The organism is Stieleria mannarensis, from assembly GCF_014154935.1.
GTDB lineage: Bacteria > Planctomycetota > Planctomycetia > Pirellulales > Pirellulaceae > Stieleria > Stieleria mannarensis.
The window spans coordinates 56821-75657 of record NZ_JACEHH010000017.1; the positions used below are offsets into that span (position 1 = coordinate 56821).

General features: G+C 60.6%; 17 protein-coding genes. 7 read left to right on the forward strand and 10 right to left on the reverse strand.

The annotated features are described in order from the left end of the window. Positions 1-8: 8 nt before the first annotated feature. Genes nagB through H1B37_RS13385 form a run of 3 tightly spaced genes read right to left on the reverse strand, consistent with a single transcriptional unit; the run spans position 9 to position 2949 of the window. Complete coding sequence (nagB, locus tag H1B37_RS13375) at positions 9-770, reverse strand: glucosamine-6-phosphate deaminase (protein ID WP_182867168.1); 762 nt, start codon at positions 768-770, stop codon at positions 9-11. Continuing rightward, positions 767-2146 carry an HD domain-containing protein gene (locus H1B37_RS13380; RefSeq protein ID WP_353620833.1) on the reverse strand — a complete coding sequence of 460 codons (1380 nt, stop codon included), beginning with the start codon at positions 2144-2146 and terminating at the stop codon, positions 767-769. Before H1B37_RS13380 ends, nagB begins: the two co-directional genes overlap by 4 nt. Further along, entirely contained in the window at positions 2143-2949 is an 807-nt protein-coding gene (locus H1B37_RS13385; protein WP_182867169.1) for an RING finger protein, read from the reverse strand. The genes H1B37_RS13380 and H1B37_RS13385 overlap by 4 nt, the downstream gene beginning before the upstream one ends. A 229-nt stretch (positions 2950-3178) precedes the next feature. On the opposite strand from H1B37_RS13385, the gene H1B37_RS13390 reads away from it, so the two are divergent. After that, on the forward strand, positions 3179-3697 hold the full coding sequence (locus tag H1B37_RS13390) for a tRNA (cytidine(34)-2'-O)-methyltransferase (RefSeq protein ID WP_182867170.1): 519 nt from the start codon (positions 3179-3181) through the stop codon (positions 3695-3697). Positions 3698-3700: 3 nt separating this feature from the next. On the opposite strand, the gene H1B37_RS13395 is transcribed toward H1B37_RS13390, so the two are convergent. After that, the gene (locus H1B37_RS13395) at positions 3701-4837 is read right to left on the reverse strand and encodes a tetratricopeptide repeat protein (RefSeq protein WP_182867171.1); all 1137 of its coding nucleotides are present in this window, start codon (positions 4835-4837) and stop codon (positions 3701-3703) included. A 270-nt stretch (positions 4838-5107) separates the two neighbouring features. On the opposite strand from H1B37_RS13395, the gene H1B37_RS13400 reads away from it, so the two are divergent. Next, entirely contained in the window at positions 5108-6139 is a 1032-nt protein-coding gene (locus H1B37_RS13400; RefSeq protein ID WP_182867172.1) for an Hpt domain-containing protein, read from the forward strand. Here the strand turns inward: H1B37_RS13400 and H1B37_RS13405 are convergent. Both H1B37_RS13405 and H1B37_RS34395 read right to left on the reverse strand, forming a co-directional pair. Then, the gene (locus H1B37_RS13405; RefSeq protein ID WP_182867173.1) at positions 6100-7587 is read right to left on the reverse strand and encodes a sigma-54-dependent transcriptional regulator; all 1488 of its coding nucleotides are present in this window, start codon (positions 7585-7587) and stop codon (positions 6100-6102) included. The genes H1B37_RS13400 and H1B37_RS13405 overlap by 40 nt on opposite strands. Beyond that, positions 7580-8983, reverse strand: coding sequence for a sensor histidine kinase (locus H1B37_RS34395; protein WP_182867174.1), 1404 nt, complete (start codon positions 8981-8983; stop codon positions 7580-7582). Before H1B37_RS34395 ends, H1B37_RS13405 begins: the two co-directional genes overlap by 8 nt. Positions 8984-9201: 218 nt before the next feature. Here H1B37_RS34395 and H1B37_RS33815 point away from each other — a divergent pair, with 218 nt between their 5' ends. After that, positions 9202-9663, forward strand: coding sequence for a DUF1559 family PulG-like putative transporter (locus tag H1B37_RS33815; RefSeq protein ID WP_182867175.1), 462 nt, complete (start codon positions 9202-9204; stop codon positions 9661-9663). A 75-nt stretch (positions 9664-9738) separates the two neighbouring features. On the opposite strand, the gene H1B37_RS13420 is transcribed toward H1B37_RS33815, so the two are convergent. Then, positions 9739-12525, reverse strand: a complete 2787-nt coding sequence (locus tag H1B37_RS13420) for a serine/threonine-protein kinase (RefSeq protein WP_182867176.1) — start codon at positions 12523-12525, stop codon at positions 9739-9741. Further along, entirely contained in the window at positions 12515-13147 is a 633-nt protein-coding gene (locus tag H1B37_RS13425; protein ID WP_182867177.1) for a sigma-70 family RNA polymerase sigma factor, read from the reverse strand. Before H1B37_RS13425 ends, H1B37_RS13420 begins: the two co-directional genes overlap by 11 nt. Before the next feature lie 259 nt (positions 13148-13406). Between H1B37_RS13425 and H1B37_RS13430 the strand changes: the two genes are divergently transcribed. From H1B37_RS13430 to H1B37_RS13440, 3 genes are all read left to right on the forward strand, one after another. Beyond that, positions 13407-13583 carry a hypothetical protein gene (locus H1B37_RS13430; RefSeq protein ID WP_182867178.1) on the forward strand — a complete coding sequence of 59 codons (177 nt, stop codon included), beginning with the start codon at positions 13407-13409 and terminating at the stop codon, positions 13581-13583. A gap of 185 nt (positions 13584-13768) precedes the next feature. Then, the gene (locus H1B37_RS13435; RefSeq protein ID WP_182867179.1) at positions 13769-15049 is read left to right on the forward strand and encodes a DUF1559 domain-containing protein; all 1281 of its coding nucleotides are present in this window, start codon (positions 13769-13771) and stop codon (positions 15047-15049) included. A gap of 276 nt (positions 15050-15325) precedes the next feature. After that, positions 15326-15592 (forward strand): hypothetical protein, encoded by a 267-nt coding sequence (locus tag H1B37_RS13440; RefSeq protein WP_182867180.1) that lies wholly within the window; start codon positions 15326-15328, stop codon positions 15590-15592. 179 nt (positions 15593-15771) lie between these two features. Here H1B37_RS13440 and H1B37_RS13445 read toward each other — a convergent pair whose 3' ends face one another. After that, positions 15772-17304, reverse strand: coding sequence for a sulfatase-like hydrolase/transferase (locus tag H1B37_RS13445; protein WP_182867181.1), 1533 nt, complete (start codon positions 17302-17304; stop codon positions 15772-15774). A 445-nt stretch (positions 17305-17749) separates the two neighbouring features. On the opposite strand from H1B37_RS13445, the gene H1B37_RS33820 reads away from it, so the two are divergent. After that, the gene (locus H1B37_RS33820) at positions 17750-18031 is read left to right on the forward strand and encodes a sulfatase-like hydrolase/transferase (protein ID WP_286177726.1); all 282 of its coding nucleotides are present in this window, start codon (positions 17750-17752) and stop codon (positions 18029-18031) included. Positions 18032-18052: 21 nt separating this feature from the next. Here the strand turns inward: H1B37_RS33820 and H1B37_RS13455 are convergent, their stop codons facing one another. Continuing rightward, complete coding sequence (locus H1B37_RS13455; RefSeq protein WP_182867182.1) at positions 18053-18799, reverse strand: hypothetical protein; 747 nt, start codon at positions 18797-18799, stop codon at positions 18053-18055. Positions 18800-18837 lie beyond the last annotated feature (38 nt).

An 18837-nucleotide genomic window follows, 5' to 3' on the forward strand; every position in this document is an offset into this window, starting at 1 on the left:
AGGGATGATCACTCCAAATGCAGCTCGGCCGCGGCGGCGCGGTCCAAGACGACCGTCACGTGGTCGTGATGCCGTAGCAGCGACGCGGGATGGTCTTCGCCGATCGGACCCTGCAGCATACGTGCGACCGCCTCGGATTTTCCCCCGCCGGTCGCCAGCATCACGATTCGTCGCGCCCCCAAGATCGTGGCGATTCCCATTGTGATCGCGTGGCAAGGCACCTCGTCGACGGAGTCAAAAAATCGGGCATTTTGCTGGATCGTCAGCGGTGTCAGATCGACCCGGCGGGTGCGACTGTCACGCGGCGATCCGGGCTCGTTGAACGCGATGTGTCCGTTGTGCCCGAGCCCCAGCAATTGCAAATCGATCCCGCCGGCGGCGTCGATCATCGATTCGTATTTCGCACAGTGCGCCTCCACGTCGTCGGCACATCCGTCGGGGACAAAGGTCCGCGCTCGGTCGATGTTGACGTGATCGAACAAGTGTTCGTTCATGAAGGCGCGAAAGCTTTGCGGGTGGGCGCCGTCCAGGCCGATGTATTCGTCCAGATTGAACGACGTCACGGCGCTGAAATCGACTTCGCCGCGTCGGTTCATTTCGATCAACTGACGATAGGTCTGGACCGGCGTGCCTCCGGTGGCCAGCCCGAGCACACTGTCCCCCTTGCGACCGATCTGGTCGGCGATCAATTGGGCGACGGTGCGCGACGCTTGTTCCGCGTCGGGCTGGACGACGGTTTCAATTCCCTCGATTTGGACGTTCTGGATCATACCCCTTCACTTTCGGTTTGGTTGACGCACTGAATCAATAACTCGGACCAGTGGTCCGAGGTCGGATAGGTGGTTCGCAGCGGATCGCGCAGATCGGGGCGGACGAACACGCGAACACGTTTGACGACGTTGTCAAATTGTTGGCGGGCCAAGACTGCGGCGACCGGCGACACATCGCCCAAAGTCGACGTGCGGCCATCGGCAAACAGCACCGTCGTGTTGATGTCGACTTCTAATTTGACCGGCGGGGCATCGATCAGCACATCGGCCGGTGCGACCGCCACCCCACTGTCGCGGCTGAGTTGTTCCGCCACGCGCTGGCACAACGCGACCAGCCACCGGTGGGGGCGACGGGCCAATCGTTGATGAATCTCGGCACCTGAGAGCACGCTGAATTCGGCGACGCGTTTGAACAACTGACGCCGGGCACCGAAAAGGCCTTCGACCATCGGTTCGGCCAAACTGCCTTGGCCGGTCCGTCGCAGCAGCGCGATCCACTCGGCATCGGCCAGTTTGAAGGTGGCGTTCAGATCCAATCGGTTGTGCAGCAGAAACACACTCCGCTGCAACATCGCGGTCGCCGAACGGACGGCGTGATGCCAGTACACCTCGCTGAACATGATGTACCGCGCAAAGACCATCATTTCGGCTGCGGTGCGTCCTTTTTCGCCGACCGCCAATCGCCGCGTCGCCGGATCGACGACCAGCGAGGAGATCAGCCGCCCGGCGTCGAAGTTGCGTCCGTAGTCCACGCCACAATGCAGGCTGTCACGTTGCAGGTAATCGAGTTTGTCGATGTCGATCGGACCGCTCAAGCAGCTCGCCAGGAAACGGAATCCGTCGTCGAAGTCGCGATCGGTTGCGTCATCAGCCTGCGGCGGATTCAATAACCGATCGACGTCGGTGGCATCGCAATTCCAATCTTCTTCAATGCACCGTGCCAATTCGCCCGTGCGGATCATTTGACCGACACGGTGTTCGTGCCGGGCGACCGATTCCAATTGCATGTCTTCGATCGGGTGGCAGAACGGCCAGTGCCCCAGATCGTGGACCAGCGCGGCCAGGATCAACGCGTCACTGTGTCGCTGGTCCAGCCAACCCGCCGCGACCGGATCACCACGAAATCGGGCCAGGAATCGCAACGCGTTCTGGTACACGCCCAGGGTGTGTTCCAGTCGCGTGTGCATCGCGCCGGGGTAGACCAGCGAGACCATTCCCAGTTGGCTGATGCCTGCCAACCGACGCAGCGCGGCGGTGTCCATGATCCGTCGCACCCGTGGAGACAACGGGACGCTGTCGGCGGGCGGAATTCGGACCAGGGATCCCGAGTCGGCGCCGGCGCGATGCAGCAGGTCAAGTTCGGGTGGAGCGTTCACGAGGGGCGCGGCGGTGTCAAGCGTGGTGAGGTGACGTCGGTGACGGCCACCGAAAGCGTCTCCGCCGCGGGCTGTGACGCGAGCGGTTCGAGCAACCGATCGTCTTGACTGGGCTTGCCGGCCAACGCCACGCCGCTGGTCAGGGCTAGCAAGACGATCACGATGAAATACAGCCCCGCGTGAATGACCCCGTTGAAAAACTCCAATTCAAACGTCCCCGCCGACGCCAAAGCGCCCAGTGCGATCATCACACAGAGCGTGATCCCGAACACCGTCCACGACATTTCCGATGGCTTGTCGAGTTCAAACACGTAAGACGGCACGAACGCGTACACCACCCAGATCACCGCAAACAGAGCCGAACAGATCAGCACGCGGTTGCGAAGTTCCGGGCCGACGTAGGGTTCGCGTTCCTGGTCATACAAGAACGTGTAGCCCGACCAGACCAACGGGGGTGCCAACAGGATCAATCCGACCAACTGAGCCCAAAACGGCGCCGCGCCGTCTTGTCCGGTGAACCGGAACACCAGCGCGAAACCGAACACCGCGACGATCGCACCGATGGAAATCAACAGACCACTCTTGGTCACGTCGGTTTCCTTCCGCTCGATCGGCTTGAGGACACTGACGCCCTTGCTGTCCTTGGGGGCACCGTCGGTCGGCGCGTGGATGACGACCTGCTCGTCCGCCTTGGGGATTTCGATCGGCTTTTTGCAATTGGGACAGGGCCCGGTTTTGCCGGCGAATTTGTCGCTCACCTGGAAGCGTTTGAGACAGTGGCGACAGGTGACTTGGATCGGCATGAATGCGGTTCTCTGCCAGCGGTGACACTGGACCGGACGGATCGAACGGGGCTCGGGAGAAAAAGACACGGCGCCCCGCTGAAAAACGCGGGCGATTTGTCATGATGTACGGACAGTTTGTCACGCCACCAAGCCCCTTTGCAACCCTGCCGCCGCCGACAGGCACCAAAAGCCACACCCCCTGGCAGGTACGCCAGGAGCATAGGAAACGCCGGAGTTTGAAAACCCGATGCCTGAGCCGTCGATGCCCGATCCCGTCCGCCCGCACAATCCGGACGGTCCCGTCGCACACGTGGTGCTGTATCAACCCGAGATCCCTCAAAACACCGGCAACATCGGTCGGACCTGTGTTGCGGTGGGGGCCAAGTTGTGGATCGTGCGGCCGGCCAGTTTCGACTTTAGCGACAAACGGGTCCGCCGCGCGGGGCTGGATTATTGGAAACACCTCCAGTTGCAAGCTGTCGACCGCTGGGACGAGGTCACCGAGTTGTTGCCGCCACCGCGGATGTTTTTCTTTTCCCGATTCGCCACACGGTCGATTTGGGACGTGACGTTTCGCCACGGTGACAGTTTCGTCTTCGGCCGCGAATCGACCGGATTGCCCCGCGAGATCGTCGGCCCGGATCATCCCCATGCGCTGCGGATTCCGACGACCGGCAACGTCCGCAGTTTGAACTTGGCCACCACGGTCGGGATCGTGCTGTTTGAACAACAGCGGCAATTGGCCGTCGAGCCTGAACAACGTTGATCTTTATCGGAACGTCGCAATCCGTCTCAACCAACCACGCAGCCAGCCGGGCTTTCGTGCGGCCGTTTTGACGGGATGCGGCGTCGATTGGCGACCTTCCAATTCGGCCAAGGTTGTCGGCCGAGACAATCGCCCCGCTTGGACCGCTTTGATCTTTTCCATCACATACTGATTGGTCGAATCATCGGACGCGATCGACAAGGCGTGATCGAGTGTCTTGCGGGCGATTTCGACGCGGCCATCCAACAAGTACGCGATCGCAAGATTCCCCAGCAACTCGGCGTCGTCGGGGGCCAACGCGACCGCCTTTTCCCCCATCTCGCACGCCCGCTCGGTCGCCCCGTCGACCAACAACACGCCGGCCAGTTCTTTGTAGATGATCGACTGCGGTTGATCGGCCACTTCCAAAGCCCGCTCGAGTGCGCCGATCGCGCGGGGGATGCGGTCCACGGCGTGCCAAGCCTTGCCGAGCAGAAACCAGATCCGCCAGGCATCGTCTTGCTGAGTGACCAATTGTTGCAACTGGCCGATCGCCCCGCGAATCGATTGCTGCACTTCGTCCGGTGGAGGCGGCTGTCCCGGATGGCGCATGTTGGCCAGCACGACGTCGGCGGATTTCTTGAACCGCTCTTGGGGCGTCTCGTGCAACCGGGCGCTGTAAAGCAGTTGCCCCGTCTGTCGATCGCGATAAACGTCCACCCGTTCTTCCCGGCGAACAAACTCCAACCGATCACGCACCTGCTCGGCTGACATGTGCTGAAGCGTCGGTCCGGCATCCGGGTCCCAGGATTCCGGCGCCACCACGACATCCGAGTCGTTGGAGACATGGCTGGCGATCAAGTTTCCTTTGTACTCGATCAACCGCAACCAATCGCATGCCGGGTGCATCGTTTGGTTGTGGGCGTCGACCAACACCAGATCCGGCGAATCTTCGTCATCGCGAAGTCCCATCAGAACCAACTTGTCACGAAACAACTCGGCATCGCGCGGCGACATAAAACTCGCTTGGGTCACTTCGCCGTCGCCGAAGGACATCGCGTTGGGGGCGATCGTGTGAAAATCCGACGCGCCGCCTTCCAAGCAGCGATCCAACGCCGAGTTGAGAATCACCACTGCCGTGCCTTCAAGTAACACCGGCATGGATTCCCTCATGTTCAAAGAATCTGATGGATCGTCTGTTTCATGGCCATACGTTCATGATAGCGATTCAATTTCTCCGGAACAAATCAATCTTCGCGCGAGCGTTATCGTCGTCACAACCGACACCGTTGCTTCCACGCACACACGCGGAGAGGCGTCGGCCTGAAACAGTCACTTTGGGGGCAATCACCGAAGACGGGTTCATCGGCGGGAAAAGAATCGCCCGATGAGAGAAAAGGACGATTCGATGAAACCGCAATTTCTATCACGATGCCGAAATTCGACGCACGTATCCCTCTCCGATTTCGCTTGGCGCTGCTGGTGACCGGCCTGCTGGCGGGAACGGTGTTGCTGGCTGACTGGATCGGCTTGGCACCGGACGCCCGTCGCCAGTTGATGCGGGGGCGTGTCGCGCTGTGCGAATCGTTGGCCGCCTGCGGCACGGCGATGGTTGCCAGCGGCGATTCGGCCGGGTTCGAATCGGCGGTCGCCGCGTTGGTCGACCGGAACCCCAGCCTGCGTTCGGTTCGCTTGACCGATGCGGACGGCAACACCACCTTTCAAACCAGCGGGCACGACCGGCATTGGTCGGCGAGTCCGGAGGACCGCGACTGGAGCATCAGCGTTCCGATCTTTCGCTTCGGTCAGCCTTGGGGGAGCCTGCAATTGGCGTTCACCGAGACGGAGCGTGAATTGGGCATGGCCAGTTACGGGATCTGGGGGCTGCTCGCGTTTCTGATCCCGATCTGCTTGATTCAATACGCACTGTTGATCGAGCTGGTTTTGCCGTCACCGAAGTCCCCAGCGGATGACCGGCCGCTGGCCTCGGACCCGCCGGCAGCGGAGCACGACGACACGGTTCAAATCCAACCCCAAGAGGCGACCGTCGTGGTCAGCGCCGCGGAGTTTGCGGCGATGACGCCCGGCGACGCGGATGGTTTGCCACCGATCCACACGACGCTGCCGATCGATGACGAAGAAATGCGGGGCATCGTCGTGAGCTTCGTGGATCGATTGGACGGCCGGTTGGACGGGATGCAAGACGCACTTCGCCAAGCCGACTTCCAGACCTTGCGCAGCGAAGCCCATTGGTTGAAAGGTTCCGGCGGAACGGTCGGATTCAGCGATTTCACCGATCCGGCGCGGGCACTTGAGAATGCCGCCAAAGACGAAGATAGCCGATTGGCGTTGGACCTCCTGGATCAGATCCGTTCCATCCGATCACGAATCGTCTCGCCGGCCGCGACAGATGATGCGGCGATTCACTTTCCGCCGGACGCATCGACGTCGTTGATGCCGTAGTGACGCAGCTTCTCACGGAGCGTGCCGCGATGGATTCCCAGGCGTTCCGCGGCCGCGGCGCGACTGCCCGCGGTCGCCTGGAGTGTCAATCGCAGCAACGTCGGTTCGATCGCCGCAATCAAATCCGCGTGCAATCCCATCGTCGCCTTTTCCCCTGCATCGACCTCGAGTCGCGGTTTGCACCAGGCCGCCACGGCATCGGCCAGCGAAGCTTCGGGCGGCTGCACGGCGGCCGAGTCGCGTCCGAGTTGGGCCGGCGGAAAGTCGTCGATGGTCAATGAACGGCCCCGCGCGACGACCGCCGCATGTTCCACGGCGTGATTCAGTTCGCGGACGTTGCCATGCCACGGTCGCTTGGAGAGCGCATCGATTAATTCGTCGGAAAGTGACTCCGCGGCGGATTCGTTGCCCAGACGCCGCAGAAAATGACGGCACAGCACCGCCAGGTCTTCCAATCGTTCACGCAGGGGCGGCAAGTGGATGTGCAGCCCGCTGAGGCGATAATAAAGATCCTCGCGAAACTGTCCCTGGCGCATCGCTTCGTGAAGGTCGCGGTTGGTCGCGGCCAGCACACGCACGTTGCACCGTCGCGGCCGCACATCGCCGACCCGCAGGTACTCCCCTTGGTCCAGAACACGCAGCAATTTGACTTGCACACTCATCGGCAGATCACCGATTTCGTCCAAGAACACCGTGCCGCCTTCGGCTCGATCGAACAACCCCGACCGATCGGCATCAGCGCCGGTGAAGGCGCCTTTGACATGACCGAACAACTCGCTTTCGACCAGGTCTTCGTTCAGGGCGACCGGCGCGATCGGCAGGTAGACTTGTTTGGACCGATGGCTGTGACGATGGATGGCCGCGCCGACCAATTCCTTGCCCGTCCCGGTTTCACCAGTGATCAACACCGACAAATCGCTGGCGGCGACCAGTGCGATCTGGCGAAACGCTTGTTGCATCGCCGGCGAACTGCCGACCAAACGGTTGTCTCCCTGGTCCTTGCGCACCACCGCGACCGGAGCGGACGACTGCCGAGACGTTGAAAGGGCGACCTGGCAGACCCGCCGGGCGTCATCCAAGTTGAAAGGCTTGACCAGGTACTCGCTGGCACCACGGTGGACCGCCGCGACGGCGGTCTCCAAATCACCGAACGCCGTCATCACAATGACCGGGCTGCCGCCGCTGGTTTCGATAAACTTCGGCAGTGCGGAAATCCCATCCTCCTTGGGCAATCGCACGTCCAGCAGCACCAGGTCCGGGCGTCGGTCCGCGGCCAACCGCAGGCCTTCTTCGGCCGAGGACGCCGTGATCACCGTATGCCCTTGCTCGCTGAGCATCCGCTCGAACGCCCAGCAGATCGATGGTTCATCATCGACGACCAAGACGGTCGCCGGGCGGGGCGTTTGTCGCTGAGCGTCGGGCTCGTCCGTTGGACGACTCTCAGTCATGCTGCGGGTTCTCCTGTGATACGGTCACTGTCAATTCAAACGTCGTCGTGCCCGATTCGCGATGCCAGCGAACCGAACCCCCCAACAATTCGGCGGTCCGTTTGACCAGCGGCAATCCCAACCCCAGGCCTTCGGGTTTGCAGGTGACAAACGGATCGAACAGAGAGCCGCTGACCGAATCGTCGATTCCCGGTCCGTTGTCGGCGACCGAAAGGAGGCACTGGCCCGTTGGGTCGATCAGTGCGTCAACTTTGACGCTTGTCCCCGCCTGCATCGCATTGAGCACTAAATTCGACACGGCGGCAGAAAACGACGAACCATCCTTGACCCATCGTGATTGCAACCCTGGATCAATCGACCAAGTTAAATCAACCCGCAGATGGTTGGCAATCGGTTGGTGCGTCGAACGCACGTCTTCCAAACATTCGCCGACGCATTGCGGCTGCTCGGTCGATGGTTCGCCGCGACCGAGTGCGAGCAACCGGCTGACATACTGCTCGGCGATTTCCAGTTGCCGCAGCGCCACGCGCACTTCTTCGGGCGGCTCGGAGTTCAGATTCCCCTGATGCAATTCGATCGCCATTTTGGCACCGGTCAGCGTGTTGCGCAATTGGTGAGCCATGCCGCCGGAGATCTGGTGCAATAGTTTTGCGCTCTGCTGGCGATTGACGCGGTCCCACAGTTCGCTGAGCTGGCCTGCCATGGTGCTGATCGCGCCGGCCAAGCGTCCCACTTCATCGTGCCCGGTATCGGAGAGTTCGGATTCAAACTCACCACCGGCGATGCGGTCGACCTGTGTTTCCAGACGTTTGAGTCTGCCGATCAAACGCGAGGTCAGGAAAAACATCAGGGCGCTGACGACGGCGATGGTCGACAATCCGGTCAATAGCGGCAGTGTGGCGGCTCGTCGGGCGACCGCATTGACGTTTTGCTTGGCAAACAACACCACCACCGACGACGATCTGCCGTCACCGGCCGCCGCGTTTCGCCGATCGAATGTGAAGGCGTAGAACTCGGTCGAATCGAGCACCACATCGGCCGGCGCCGGATCACGCTCTCCCGGTGAGGTCCTGATGGCGGACCGGCCGGTCCGTGTTTCGGGCAACTGCGTGGTCGGGGCCAGAGGGAGCGTCGACGACGCGATCGCCCCGCTCGGATCGACCGTGATCCACTGCGTCCCGGTCAATTGGGAAAGCGATTTCAAAACGGCCGGGGTCAGCGGAAACGTGGACTGGGTGATCGAGGATTCGATCCAGCGATAGCGATCGGTCATTTCCTCGAGCGCCCAGCGGCGGCCGAGCGTCCACGACGTCCACGCCACGACGATCGCGGCAAACGCCGCGGCAATCACCAGCGGCGTCAGGATTCGGGTGGTCAGTGAATGGTTTTTAGGCACGTCGGATGTGGATGGGGGGATCGACGGCGTGCGTTGACGTTTTTTTCACCGCCCGGCGGTGGCCAAACCGTCATTGAATCGGACAGCGTCACCGAGAACTCCCGGATTTAATGACAGTCAACATGAAAACGGTCTTTGGCACAGAACCTGCTTAGCAACCGCGATGCCACTCCGGCATCTTTGTCAATCGTCCGCCGAAATCACCTGCGAGATTCTTTTTGAAACGTTTCCACGCCTCAGGATTTACTCTGGTTGAATTACTTGTTGTGATCGCCATCATAGGCACCTTGGTCGGTGAAGTGAAAGCGTGGACCCCCTACACGCGCAACGGCGGCCCGGCGAACGCCCAGATGCCCGCGACGGTCGCAGAAGCAGAATCGATCGTTGCCAGTGGTGCGCAATTCAAGAACACCGGGCACACCGAATGGCCCGATGGACGCGTTCACCACACCGGCTTCACCGTCACTCTCTCACCCAACACGAAAGTCCACTACACGCATGACGGGCGATTTTACGAAGAAATGGATTACAACTCGTGGCAGGAAGGCAAAAACGGGATCGCCGGTCATCCCACCTACGCGATGATCACGTCACGAAGCTACCATGTCGGGTTGGTCCAAGTGGCGCTGCTGGACGGAAGCGTCCGCAGTGTGACCGATTCGATCGATCGGGAACTTTGACACGCCGCCGGCACCCGCGCCGGCCGTGAAGTGCTCGGCGAGTGGTAGGCCCGGGGGCAGACGTTGCACACGATGTTAGCGGCGGCGATTGGATCCCCAACGCTCGCGGATCTGTTGAGCCTCAAACCGCGCCCGTTCGGCATCTTCCGCTTCATTCATCGACATCGATGCGGCCGCAACTTGATCGAGAAGCCGGGCCAGCATGCCCCAGGCGATTCGGTTGCCCGGACGGAGTCGGACATAGACCTTGAGGTCTTCGACTCCCTGCTGGGCACTGGCCAGTGACTCGGCGAACTGTTCGATCCGGTAACGAGATTGCGAGTGCTCGCGGAGTGCCATTGCGCACAAGAAGTGATAGGCGGGCACATCGGGAAAACTGTCTGTCAGCGAACGATAGATCTCGATCGCCTCGTTCAAGTACTTCACCGCGGCGGTCGGGTCGGAGCGGTCGACCAGATCCCCCATCGTCTTCAGGGCGTCGGCCAACGTCACTTTGTAACGAGGAATGGCCGGGTAAGCCTCGCTCAACTGGCGGGCAATTTTGATGCTGCGTTCCAGTTGGGTGATCTGGGCCTGGTTGTTTCCCGACCAGCGATAGCGTTGAACGGTCGCGGTCAAAATCTCTGCCAGTTCGCATTGATAGTCCGGAACATGGGGATGTTCGATCACCAGTTCGTCCAAGATCGCGATCCCGGCGGACTTGACCGATTCCCGCTCGTTGCTGTTGCGGTTGGATGCAAAGGGATAATATGCCCGATAGGCTCGCGCCAGGGCCAATTGATAGCCCGGATTGTCGGGTTCCCACTCGACCAGACTTTCCAAAATGGACACGGCTCTGCGATGGCTGCGCCGAGCATCGTCGTGGTGAAACATCAACCACTGTGATTGGCCGAGGTTGCTGAACGTCCGCGCCAATTCGGCTTGGCAGGCCGGTTCCTCCCGGTGCGTCTGTTGGGCCAAAACGTCACGTGCTTTTAAAAACACCCGTTCCGCTTCGGGGAATCGGCTGGTGGCGTACTTGACCAGCCCCAATTGGTTCAACACTTTCGCCTTGGTCAACGCCAGCGAGGTGTCATCGTCGGCGTCTTGTTGATTCAAAATCGCCAGGCAACGCACGTAGGCGTGCTCGGCCTTGGCGTACTTGCCGAGCCGTTGATAGATATCGCCGGCGCGTTGATGGACACGTGCGGTATCTCGCATCAACCGGGGACTGGGGGCGTTGTCGACGGCGAATCGATCGTAGAACCGGATCGCATCTTCCATCAATGATGCGCTGTGGTCGGAGACCAGCATCTGAAGCTCACCGGGCGCCAGGTCTGCCGGCCCAGCGTCTGCCGGCCCAGCGTCTTCGGGGCCGAGTTGCAAGTCGGTCGGGCGTGCCATCCAGCTGGACGTGAACCGCCCCAGGATCTGGTCCATCGATTCGAGTGCGACGATCAGATTGCTTTCGGCGCGTTGCCGTTCTTCGACCGCCTCACGCCACTTTGAACTGACCAGGACGAACGACGTGCCGATCACGATCGCCAGCGTACCGACCAGGGATGCGGCCAAGGGGTCGCGGCGCGCCCATCGGACCATGCGACCGACGCTTCCGATCCGCCGGGCCCGTACCGGACGCCCTTTGATGAATCGAGTCAAGTCGTCGGCCAGCTCGCGTCCGTTTTGATACCGCTGGTCGGGTGCCAATGCCATGGCCTTGAGCACGATCGCTTCCAGATCCCGAGGAATGCGTGGCCGGACCGCCCTCGGTTTCTCAAACTGCCCATGCAGAATCCGGTCCACCACCCCGGCCTTACTGGAGGCGGTGAACGCCGGTTGCAGGGTGATCAGTTCGTACAGCGTGACGCCCAAGCTGTACAAATCGCTGCGGGTGTCATGTTTGCCGCTCAGCTGTTCGGGGGCCATGAATCGCAGCGTCCCGGCGATGTCGTTGCGGTCGACCGGCTGGTCTTGCTGCAGTGCGGTCGCGAGTCCGAAGTCGGTCACCCACACGGTTCCGCCGGGGTCGATCATCAAATTGCTGGGCTTGATATCGCGATGCAAAACGCCTTGACTGTGTGCGTAATGAATCGCGTCGGCCACTTGGACGCCGATGCCGGCGGCGCGAACAAAGCTGGACGTCATCTCCGACGCCAAGTCCGGGTCCGCAACCGCGCCGTCGCCGGTCGGCGCGGTCGTCGGCGGATCGTCCTCGCGACGGCCGAACAAACGGGCCAGGCGAAGCGATCGGATGCTGCCGGAGTCGGCGGTGCTGCCGGCCCCACAACGCCATTGCCGTGTCTCGTCGGCGGAGAGATCCTGTTGAGATCCGGTTTTGGCCCGCTGGATGATTTCGTCCAACCCGACGCCCTTGATCCGTTGCATCACGAAGTAGTGCAATCCGGAATGATGCCCGACGCCGAACACCGGCACGATGTTGTTGTGGTGCAACCGCGCGGCCATTTTGGATTCGCGGGCAAACCGTTCCAGCTTGCGAGCCTCTTGCAGGGTCTGGCGGGGGAAGACTTTGACGGCGACGCGTCGCTGGAGACTTTGCTGTTCGGCCTCATAGACCACGCCCATCGCACCGCGGCCGATTTCGCGGATGATGTGATAGTCGCCGAGTTCCTGCGGCACTTCGATCTCGATGTCATAGGGATCGGCGGTCGACGACAACGTGTTCTCTTTGAATTTTTCCAGCGCGAGCATGACCGGAAACTGCATCCGGATGCGGTCGGCCAACTCGGGATAGGCCCGCGCGTACTGGTCGGTCGTCACCTGCTCTCCCCGACGACGACGCTCGATCAGCTGCTCGCCCAGCACCTCGACCGGGTCGCGCACCTCCGCATCGCCTTCGCGCAGTTCGGTGGGGTCATGATTCATCGAGGAACCCCGGGATTTCTTGCAACACCTCTCTCAGCCGGGTCAGGGCTCGCATGTAACGGTTGCTGGCGGCGGCATCTTTGATCCCCAACACTTCGGCGACCTCGCTGTTGCGAAGCTCTTCGAAGTGTCGCAGCGCGATCACCTCGCGGTCGATCTCGTCCATCCCCTCGAGTGCCTTTTCGATCTGCAGGACCAGTTCGGCGTGCATCGCGATTTGGCTGGGTGATGCCAACACGGACGCCAGCTGCAGCGCCATCGACGCGGACGTGGCCGCCAACATTTGACGGTTGATTCCGACCTCCTGTTTGATATCCCGCATCTCCGCTTTCAGGTGACGTCGGTGGACATCGATCAACCGCTGCGTCGTCAGTTGGCGGAGCCAGACGTAGAACGACAACTGGGGGCGTCGCAGGTAGTGACGCATCCGCTGATGAGCGTCGATGTAGACCTCTTGAAGAATGTCCGACGCGTCCTCGCGGCCCCGCAATCGACGGTCCATTCGGAACTCAAGCATCCGTTTTAATCGCTGGCGGTGAATCGAAAACAGCTCCACAAAGGCATGCTCTTCGCCGGACTGGAGACGTTCGACGAGTTCCTCGTTGAAGCCGCTGCCCGACATCTTGGTCCTCTTGAAACGGAGAGAAATTTGGAATTACACACGACCGCCGCCGGCGCCGCGTTGCCGCCCCGGGTTTCCAGGAAATCCGAGAAAAATTCTGGCCTGCTTGGGTGTATCGGTAGGCGATCGTTGCGTTTCAATTCGAACCGAAATTCGATCCGGGGGGCGTTTGCCACGCCGGGGGCTCTCCCGCAGCGGACGCCTTCGCCCGATCCCTATTCTAGTCTCTCCAACCCATTCCAATCATGGAACGCTCCTGATGACACGAATCACGCGTCTGACGCTCTGGACCCTGCTGCTGGTGACCGTCTTACCGGCCGCGGCCGGATGCTCCCGACACACCGGGCTGAGCGGGAACAGCGGCGACATCGCCGACTATCTCTCCAGAAACCCCGGCTCGGATCTGGGCACCCAGGTCGAAGGCGGGGATCGCTGATCCGGACCAGTTTACCAGCCCGCCGCTGTCCGCGGGCAGGTGCAATCGTCGCCATCTTCGCCAGAAGATGGTCCCTTCCTGAGACGTCCACACTCGCATCGTGCGTCGCTACGACAAAGTGGCGCTGTCTCAGTGAACCATTCAAAACCTCTGATCTCCTTTCACCCTATTCCAGGAAACCTTGAATGAAACACACCCCCAGACGTGGTTTCACCCTCGTCGAACTGCTCGTCGTGATCGCCATCATCGGCATCCTCGTCGGATTGCTGTTGCCCGCCGTTCAAGCGGCGCGTGAAGCGGCGCGGCGGATGAGTTGCAGCAACAACTTCAAACAAATCGGCTTGGCCGTGCACAACTATCACTCGGCCTACAAGCAACTTCCCACGCACGGGAGCGGGACGTATCACCGTCTCAACGCCGGCAACAACGATCCGGTCGTCGGCAACAACGGGATGAACCTCAGCTTTCTGGTCGGCATCACTCCCTTCATCGAACAACAAGCCGCTTGGGACCAGATCTCCAATCCCTTCCTGCCGACCCAAGGCACGGCGATCAACGGCGTCGATGCCTTCCCGCCGATGGGCCCCAACCCCCACAAAGGACTCTCCAGCCACCTGCTGCACCAATACGACCCGTGGTTGATGGAGATCCCCGGATTCCGCTGCCCCAGCGACCCCGGCGTCGGCTTGCCCGCGCACGGGCGGACGAACTACGCGGCCAGCCTGGGCGACGCGATTCACCACACCTGGGTCGGTGACCGTTACTGGTCGGCGACCGTCAACGGCAGCCCCGGTTGGTGGAACGTCACCACGCCCAACAGTGGCCTGGCACAACGGAAACAGGAATCCAGTCGTGGCTTCTTCGTCGCCCGCAACCAGTCGCGGTTCCGCGATGTCTTGGATGGATTGTCCAATACCATCATGGCGGGCGAAATCCCGACCGATTTGGGTGACTCGGACGTCCGCACCCGCGCCTACATCAATGCCGGTCGCGACGGCGGCGTGTACGACGATCCGGCAATCGCCGAAACCAACGGCTGGAAAGACGATGACCGCCCCACCACCTGGGACCTGACGTTGACCAGTTTGCAGGCCAACGGGGAAGGCATGCGCGGATTTCGCTGGGCCGCCCACGCCGGTGTCTACACCTCGATCTGCACGATTCTGCCGCCCAACCGCGAACTGGTGATGAGCAACGGCATCACCTCCGGCGGAACCCTGGCCCCGGGAAGCCGGCACCAAGGCGGTGCGCACGTGCTGATGGGTGACGGCTCGGTGACGTTCATCACCGATTCGATCGAAGCCGGTGACAGCCACGCGCCGACCGTCTACACCAACGTCAATGGCACCAGCAGTGCCGCGATCAACCCCAAGGTCGTCCCAGGATGCCAAAGCCCCTACGGGCTGTGGGGCGCGCTGGGAACCCGCGGCGGTCGCGAAACGATCGAAGCCCAACTGAATCAGTGATGCCGTTTCGGCTCGATCCGTTCGGGCTCAATCCGTCCCGATCGGATTGAACCACCCCGTCCGATGGCAGTCTCGGTCGCCGGCGATTCATCCGCCACGACCGAGACAGTTGTCGTGACCGGACCGCGATTTCGCCCTCCGCCCCTCGCCGGAACTCCCCCCACCTTGCGGAAAACACCGTTTTGCGAGACTCTAAGCGGCGGCGAGTTTTGTGAAGAACTCGTGAAAATCAGTTTCGAGCGGTGCCAAGTCGACACCGACCCTGACGAACACTGAATGTTCAATCCACCAAACATCACACAGGGTGTTGAGATGCTACGCAAGTTCACAAACGTCGCGCTGGCGTGTGCTTTTTCGGTTGCACTGATCGGTTGCGATTCCGCACAGGATTCCACCGACACAGACGAGGCCGTTGAAGTCGTCGTTGAAGAAACCGAAGAGGCGACCGAAGACGCCGCCGAGTCGGTCGAAGAAACCGCCGAAGAAGCGGAAGAAGCTGCTGAAGACGCGGCCGAAGCCGTCGAAGAAGAAGCCGCCGAATAAGAAGACGCCGATGGTTCGCCTCGCGCGAATCGGCCGGAATCAAGATTGAACACCGAGGGCACGCCTTCCCGGCATGCCCTCGGTGTGTTTAATCGCACGTCGATGTCGAACCCTCAGGCGATTCCTCCCTCGCTGCTCCGCAGCGACCCCGGGCGGCTCAAGCCTGGACACCAACGCCGCTACCGAAACGGTTCTTCCCGCGGCGGCCACGCATCATAATGCTCTGCCGTCTCGCCCGACCAATACGGGGACGAGCCCCACAGCGGCACCGTCGGAAGCGACGATTCCCATTTCCCGAGCAGCCGAAACAGCTGATCGGTCCGCGCCGTTTCTCGACGCGACAAATCGTCGGCTTCACCGACATCGCTGGCCACGCGAAACAATTCTGCCTGGCGATGCGAGGGACGGACCAACTTGTCCGCGCCATCAAGCACCGCCGCCTGGCCTTGCAATCGCCAGTACAAACGCCGTGGCGGTCCCGCGTCCTTACCGGCAAGTTGCGGCAAGACATCGATCCCATCATGGGGTCCCGCCAGGGCGATCATGCGTTTGCGATTCCGTGCGTCTTCATGGGACATCGGTTCGGCCAGCGGCAACGCCTCCGAGCCGGCCGCCGCCATGAACGTGGGCAACAAGTCCAACGCGCTGACGACGGCATCACAGCGCGATCCGGCGGGGATCTTCGCGGGCCAAGTCCAGATCATCGGCACGCGGATCCCGCCTTCACGCAAACAACCCTTCACGCCACGCAGCGGCCCGTTCCAACTGGCATTGTTGGTCGCACCTCCGTTGTCCGAAAAGAACACCACCATCGTGTTTTCCCACTGGCCGGTCTGCTCCAGATAGTCACGGATCCGGCCGACGCCGCGATCGAGTGCGAACATCATCGCGGCATATGTTCGTCGCTTCTTATCGCCCAGATGCGAAAACCGCTGCAGGTCCTCCGGCGTCGCGTGCATCGGCGTGTGCGGTGCGTTGTAAGAAAAGAACACAAACCACGGCTTGTTCGGCTCCGCGTGCTGCCGTGTGTCAATAAACCGCAGCCCTTCGTCGGTGAAGAAGTCGGTCAGGTAGTCGCTTGAAAACGACTCGAGCCGCTGGCCGTTGCGTTCAATGACATGCTTCATCGTCGCTGGAAAGTAGTGGTGACTTCCGGTCAACATCCCGCAGAAGTGATCGAAACCACGAACATTGGGATGGAAGCCTTCGCCCATGCCCAGGTGCCACTTGCCGATCAGTGCGGTGGCATAGCCGGCGGCACGCAGATGATCGCCGAGCGTCTTTTCATTCGGCGGCAACCCCAACAGCTCCGGCCGCGTCGCATAGTGGGACGCCGCGGCATTCAAGTTGCCTTCGTATCCGAACCGCCTCGGATCACGACCCGTCATCAACCCGGCCCGCGACGGCGAGCAAACCGCGCTGGCGACATACGCCTGCGTGCACAACACTCCCGCATCGGCCAACCGATCCAAATTCGGCGTCCGCAACGTCTCGCTGCCCATGCAGCCCATGTCCCCGTACCCCATGTCATCGGCCAGGATCACAACGATGTTGGGCGGTGTGGCGGATTCGCCTCTAGCAGCACAAACGCCCAAAGTTTGTGTTAACAGCCCGACCACCGCAAACAAGACCACTGTAGTATTTGCGCGGAATAAACGACGCAGCAATAACACGCCGCACCCCGTCTGCGTCGAGGCGATGAGGTGAGTCATACTGAATCCCATGGAGGACACGAGGCTGGTTTTCAAAAGTTGTTGGGCAAACATCTCAGGCGGTCGATTGCTCGGGTAAACTGCAAGTTGGAATACGGTCAGATCTTGGCTCTGCAGGCATGAGATTGTACGGTTCTCGAAGCCCTCGTTGCAGGACGGTGGGCAAGTCGATGGGGGCGAAATGATCGCACTCCGAAATTGTTTTGCCCCCATAATTTTGCCGCCCCTTCGAGCATGGGCAATGATCTTGCCATTAGACCAAGAGGACATATAGGACGTATGGGTCCCGTCTGTCCAATAAACTGATGATTGACCAGTTCTTTCCCTGATTCTTGTTAACGACTTCCGGTCGCGTTCGGCATACGCGCAACCGACAGCTGTTTCAAATCAGGCGTACGGATGGACGAGAATCAGCACCTATGCTCGCACCCCGGCGATCGACCAGCTGGCCAACGAACGGACGCGTTTCACTCAGTTCTATGTGACCGGAGTAACGTGTAATCCCAGCCGCACGGGACTGATAACCGGGTTGTTCCCGGCTCGATTTCCGAAGTACGCACCTTCGCGCATGAGTTCCGCGAGGCCGGCTACGCCACTGCCATCGCGGGTAAGTGGCAACTCGGTAAGTTCGACGAATACCCGGATCACGCCGCCGATCGGGATCGCCTTCAAAAGATTCTCGATGACTTCATGGCCATCGAACCCGAATACAAGAAGGATTCCCTAAATAACGCCTGCCGTGTTCATTTTAGATCGCGTGATTTCGGCGGAACTTGTCTAGAGTTTCGATCCGTTCCGGGCTAAGGCTTACATTTCGGTGCGAAACATGATTCGCCGAAAGTCTTGGCAACTTCCGCTTCACTTGTCTGCCGCGACGCGCACGCCCCCGCAAATGCCCCATGCACAAGAAGGAGAGCGCGATGGCAAGACTGGACGGTTCGGGGACGACCGACGAAGACGCGAAGACTGCATTCGGGGAAGTCGAAGTGGCAGTAACAATGGCATCGTATTCAACTACGGGCGAAAGCGTGGGGTTGTCGAGCAGCAGCGTCGTGGCGTCGACCGACAGGACCAACTCTCCGATGTAAGTCGCGCTGGTTTGCACGACCACGTTGGCAACCAGATTGTTGATGCCAGGCGTCACATCTACCGGTGAGAAGTCGAAATCGGATAGCACAAGGCGTTGAGCCATCGACGATTCGTTGAAAACCACCGGAAAAAAGAAAGCGGATGAGGGAAAGATGTATCCAGTTGCAGGGGCAGCCGTCAATGCATCGTCAAAGAAAAAATCGATGCCAGCGGTTCCCGTGTTGCTGCTTAAAACGAGTTCGATTTGATAGGAGGCCAAATCGGTTGTCGACGGAAGCTCAACAGACACGTTCAATCCGGTTCCCGGTGTCAACGAATTGCCATACGTGTTGATTATCACTCCACCAAAGACCTTCGGCGCCAGAAAACTGGAGAGGAGCAAAATATAAAGCAGTTGTTTTTTCATTGAAATTTCACGTTGTGTGCTGATGCAAAGATGTAGTC

Coding starts and splice junctions, on each gene's coding strand:
- nagB (WP_182867168.1), bottom strand. CDS start 770: ATGATCCAGAACGTCCAAATCGAGGGAATTGAAACCGTCGTCCAGCCC.
- H1B37_RS13385 (WP_182867169.1), bottom strand. CDS start 2,949: ATGCCGATCCAAGTCACCTGTCGCCACTGTCTCAAACGCTTCCAGGTG.
- H1B37_RS13390 (WP_182867170.1), top strand. CDS start 3,179: ATGCCTGAGCCGTCGATGCCCGATCCCGTCCGCCCGCACAATCCGGAC.
- H1B37_RS13395 (WP_182867171.1), bottom strand. CDS start 4,837: ATGCCGGTGTTACTTGAAGGCACGGCAGTGGTGATTCTCAACTCGGCG.
- H1B37_RS13400 (WP_182867172.1), top strand. CDS start 5,108: ATGCCGAAATTCGACGCACGTATCCCTCTCCGATTTCGCTTGGCGCTG.
- H1B37_RS13405 (WP_182867173.1), bottom strand. CDS start 7,587: ATGACTGAGAGTCGTCCAACGGACGAGCCCGACGCTCAGCGACAAACG.
- H1B37_RS13420 (WP_182867176.1), bottom strand. CDS start 12,525: ATGAATCATGACCCCACCGAACTGCGCGAAGGCGATGCGGAGGTGCGC.
- H1B37_RS13425 (WP_182867177.1), bottom strand. CDS start 13,147: ATGTCGGGCAGCGGCTTCAACGAGGAACTCGTCGAACGTCTCCAGTCC.
- H1B37_RS13430 (WP_182867178.1), top strand. CDS start 13,407: ATGACACGAATCACGCGTCTGACGCTCTGGACCCTGCTGCTGGTGACC.
- H1B37_RS13435 (WP_182867179.1), top strand. CDS start 13,769: ATGAAACACACCCCCAGACGTGGTTTCACCCTCGTCGAACTGCTCGTC.
- H1B37_RS13440 (WP_182867180.1), top strand. CDS start 15,326: ATGTTCAATCCACCAAACATCACACAGGGTGTTGAGATGCTACGCAAG.
- H1B37_RS13445 (WP_182867181.1), bottom strand. CDS start 17,304: ATGACTCACCTCATCGCCTCGACGCAGACGGGGTGCGGCGTGTTATTG.
- H1B37_RS13455 (WP_182867182.1), bottom strand. CDS start 18,799: ATGAAAAAACAACTGCTTTATATTTTGCTCCTCTCCAGTTTTCTGGCG.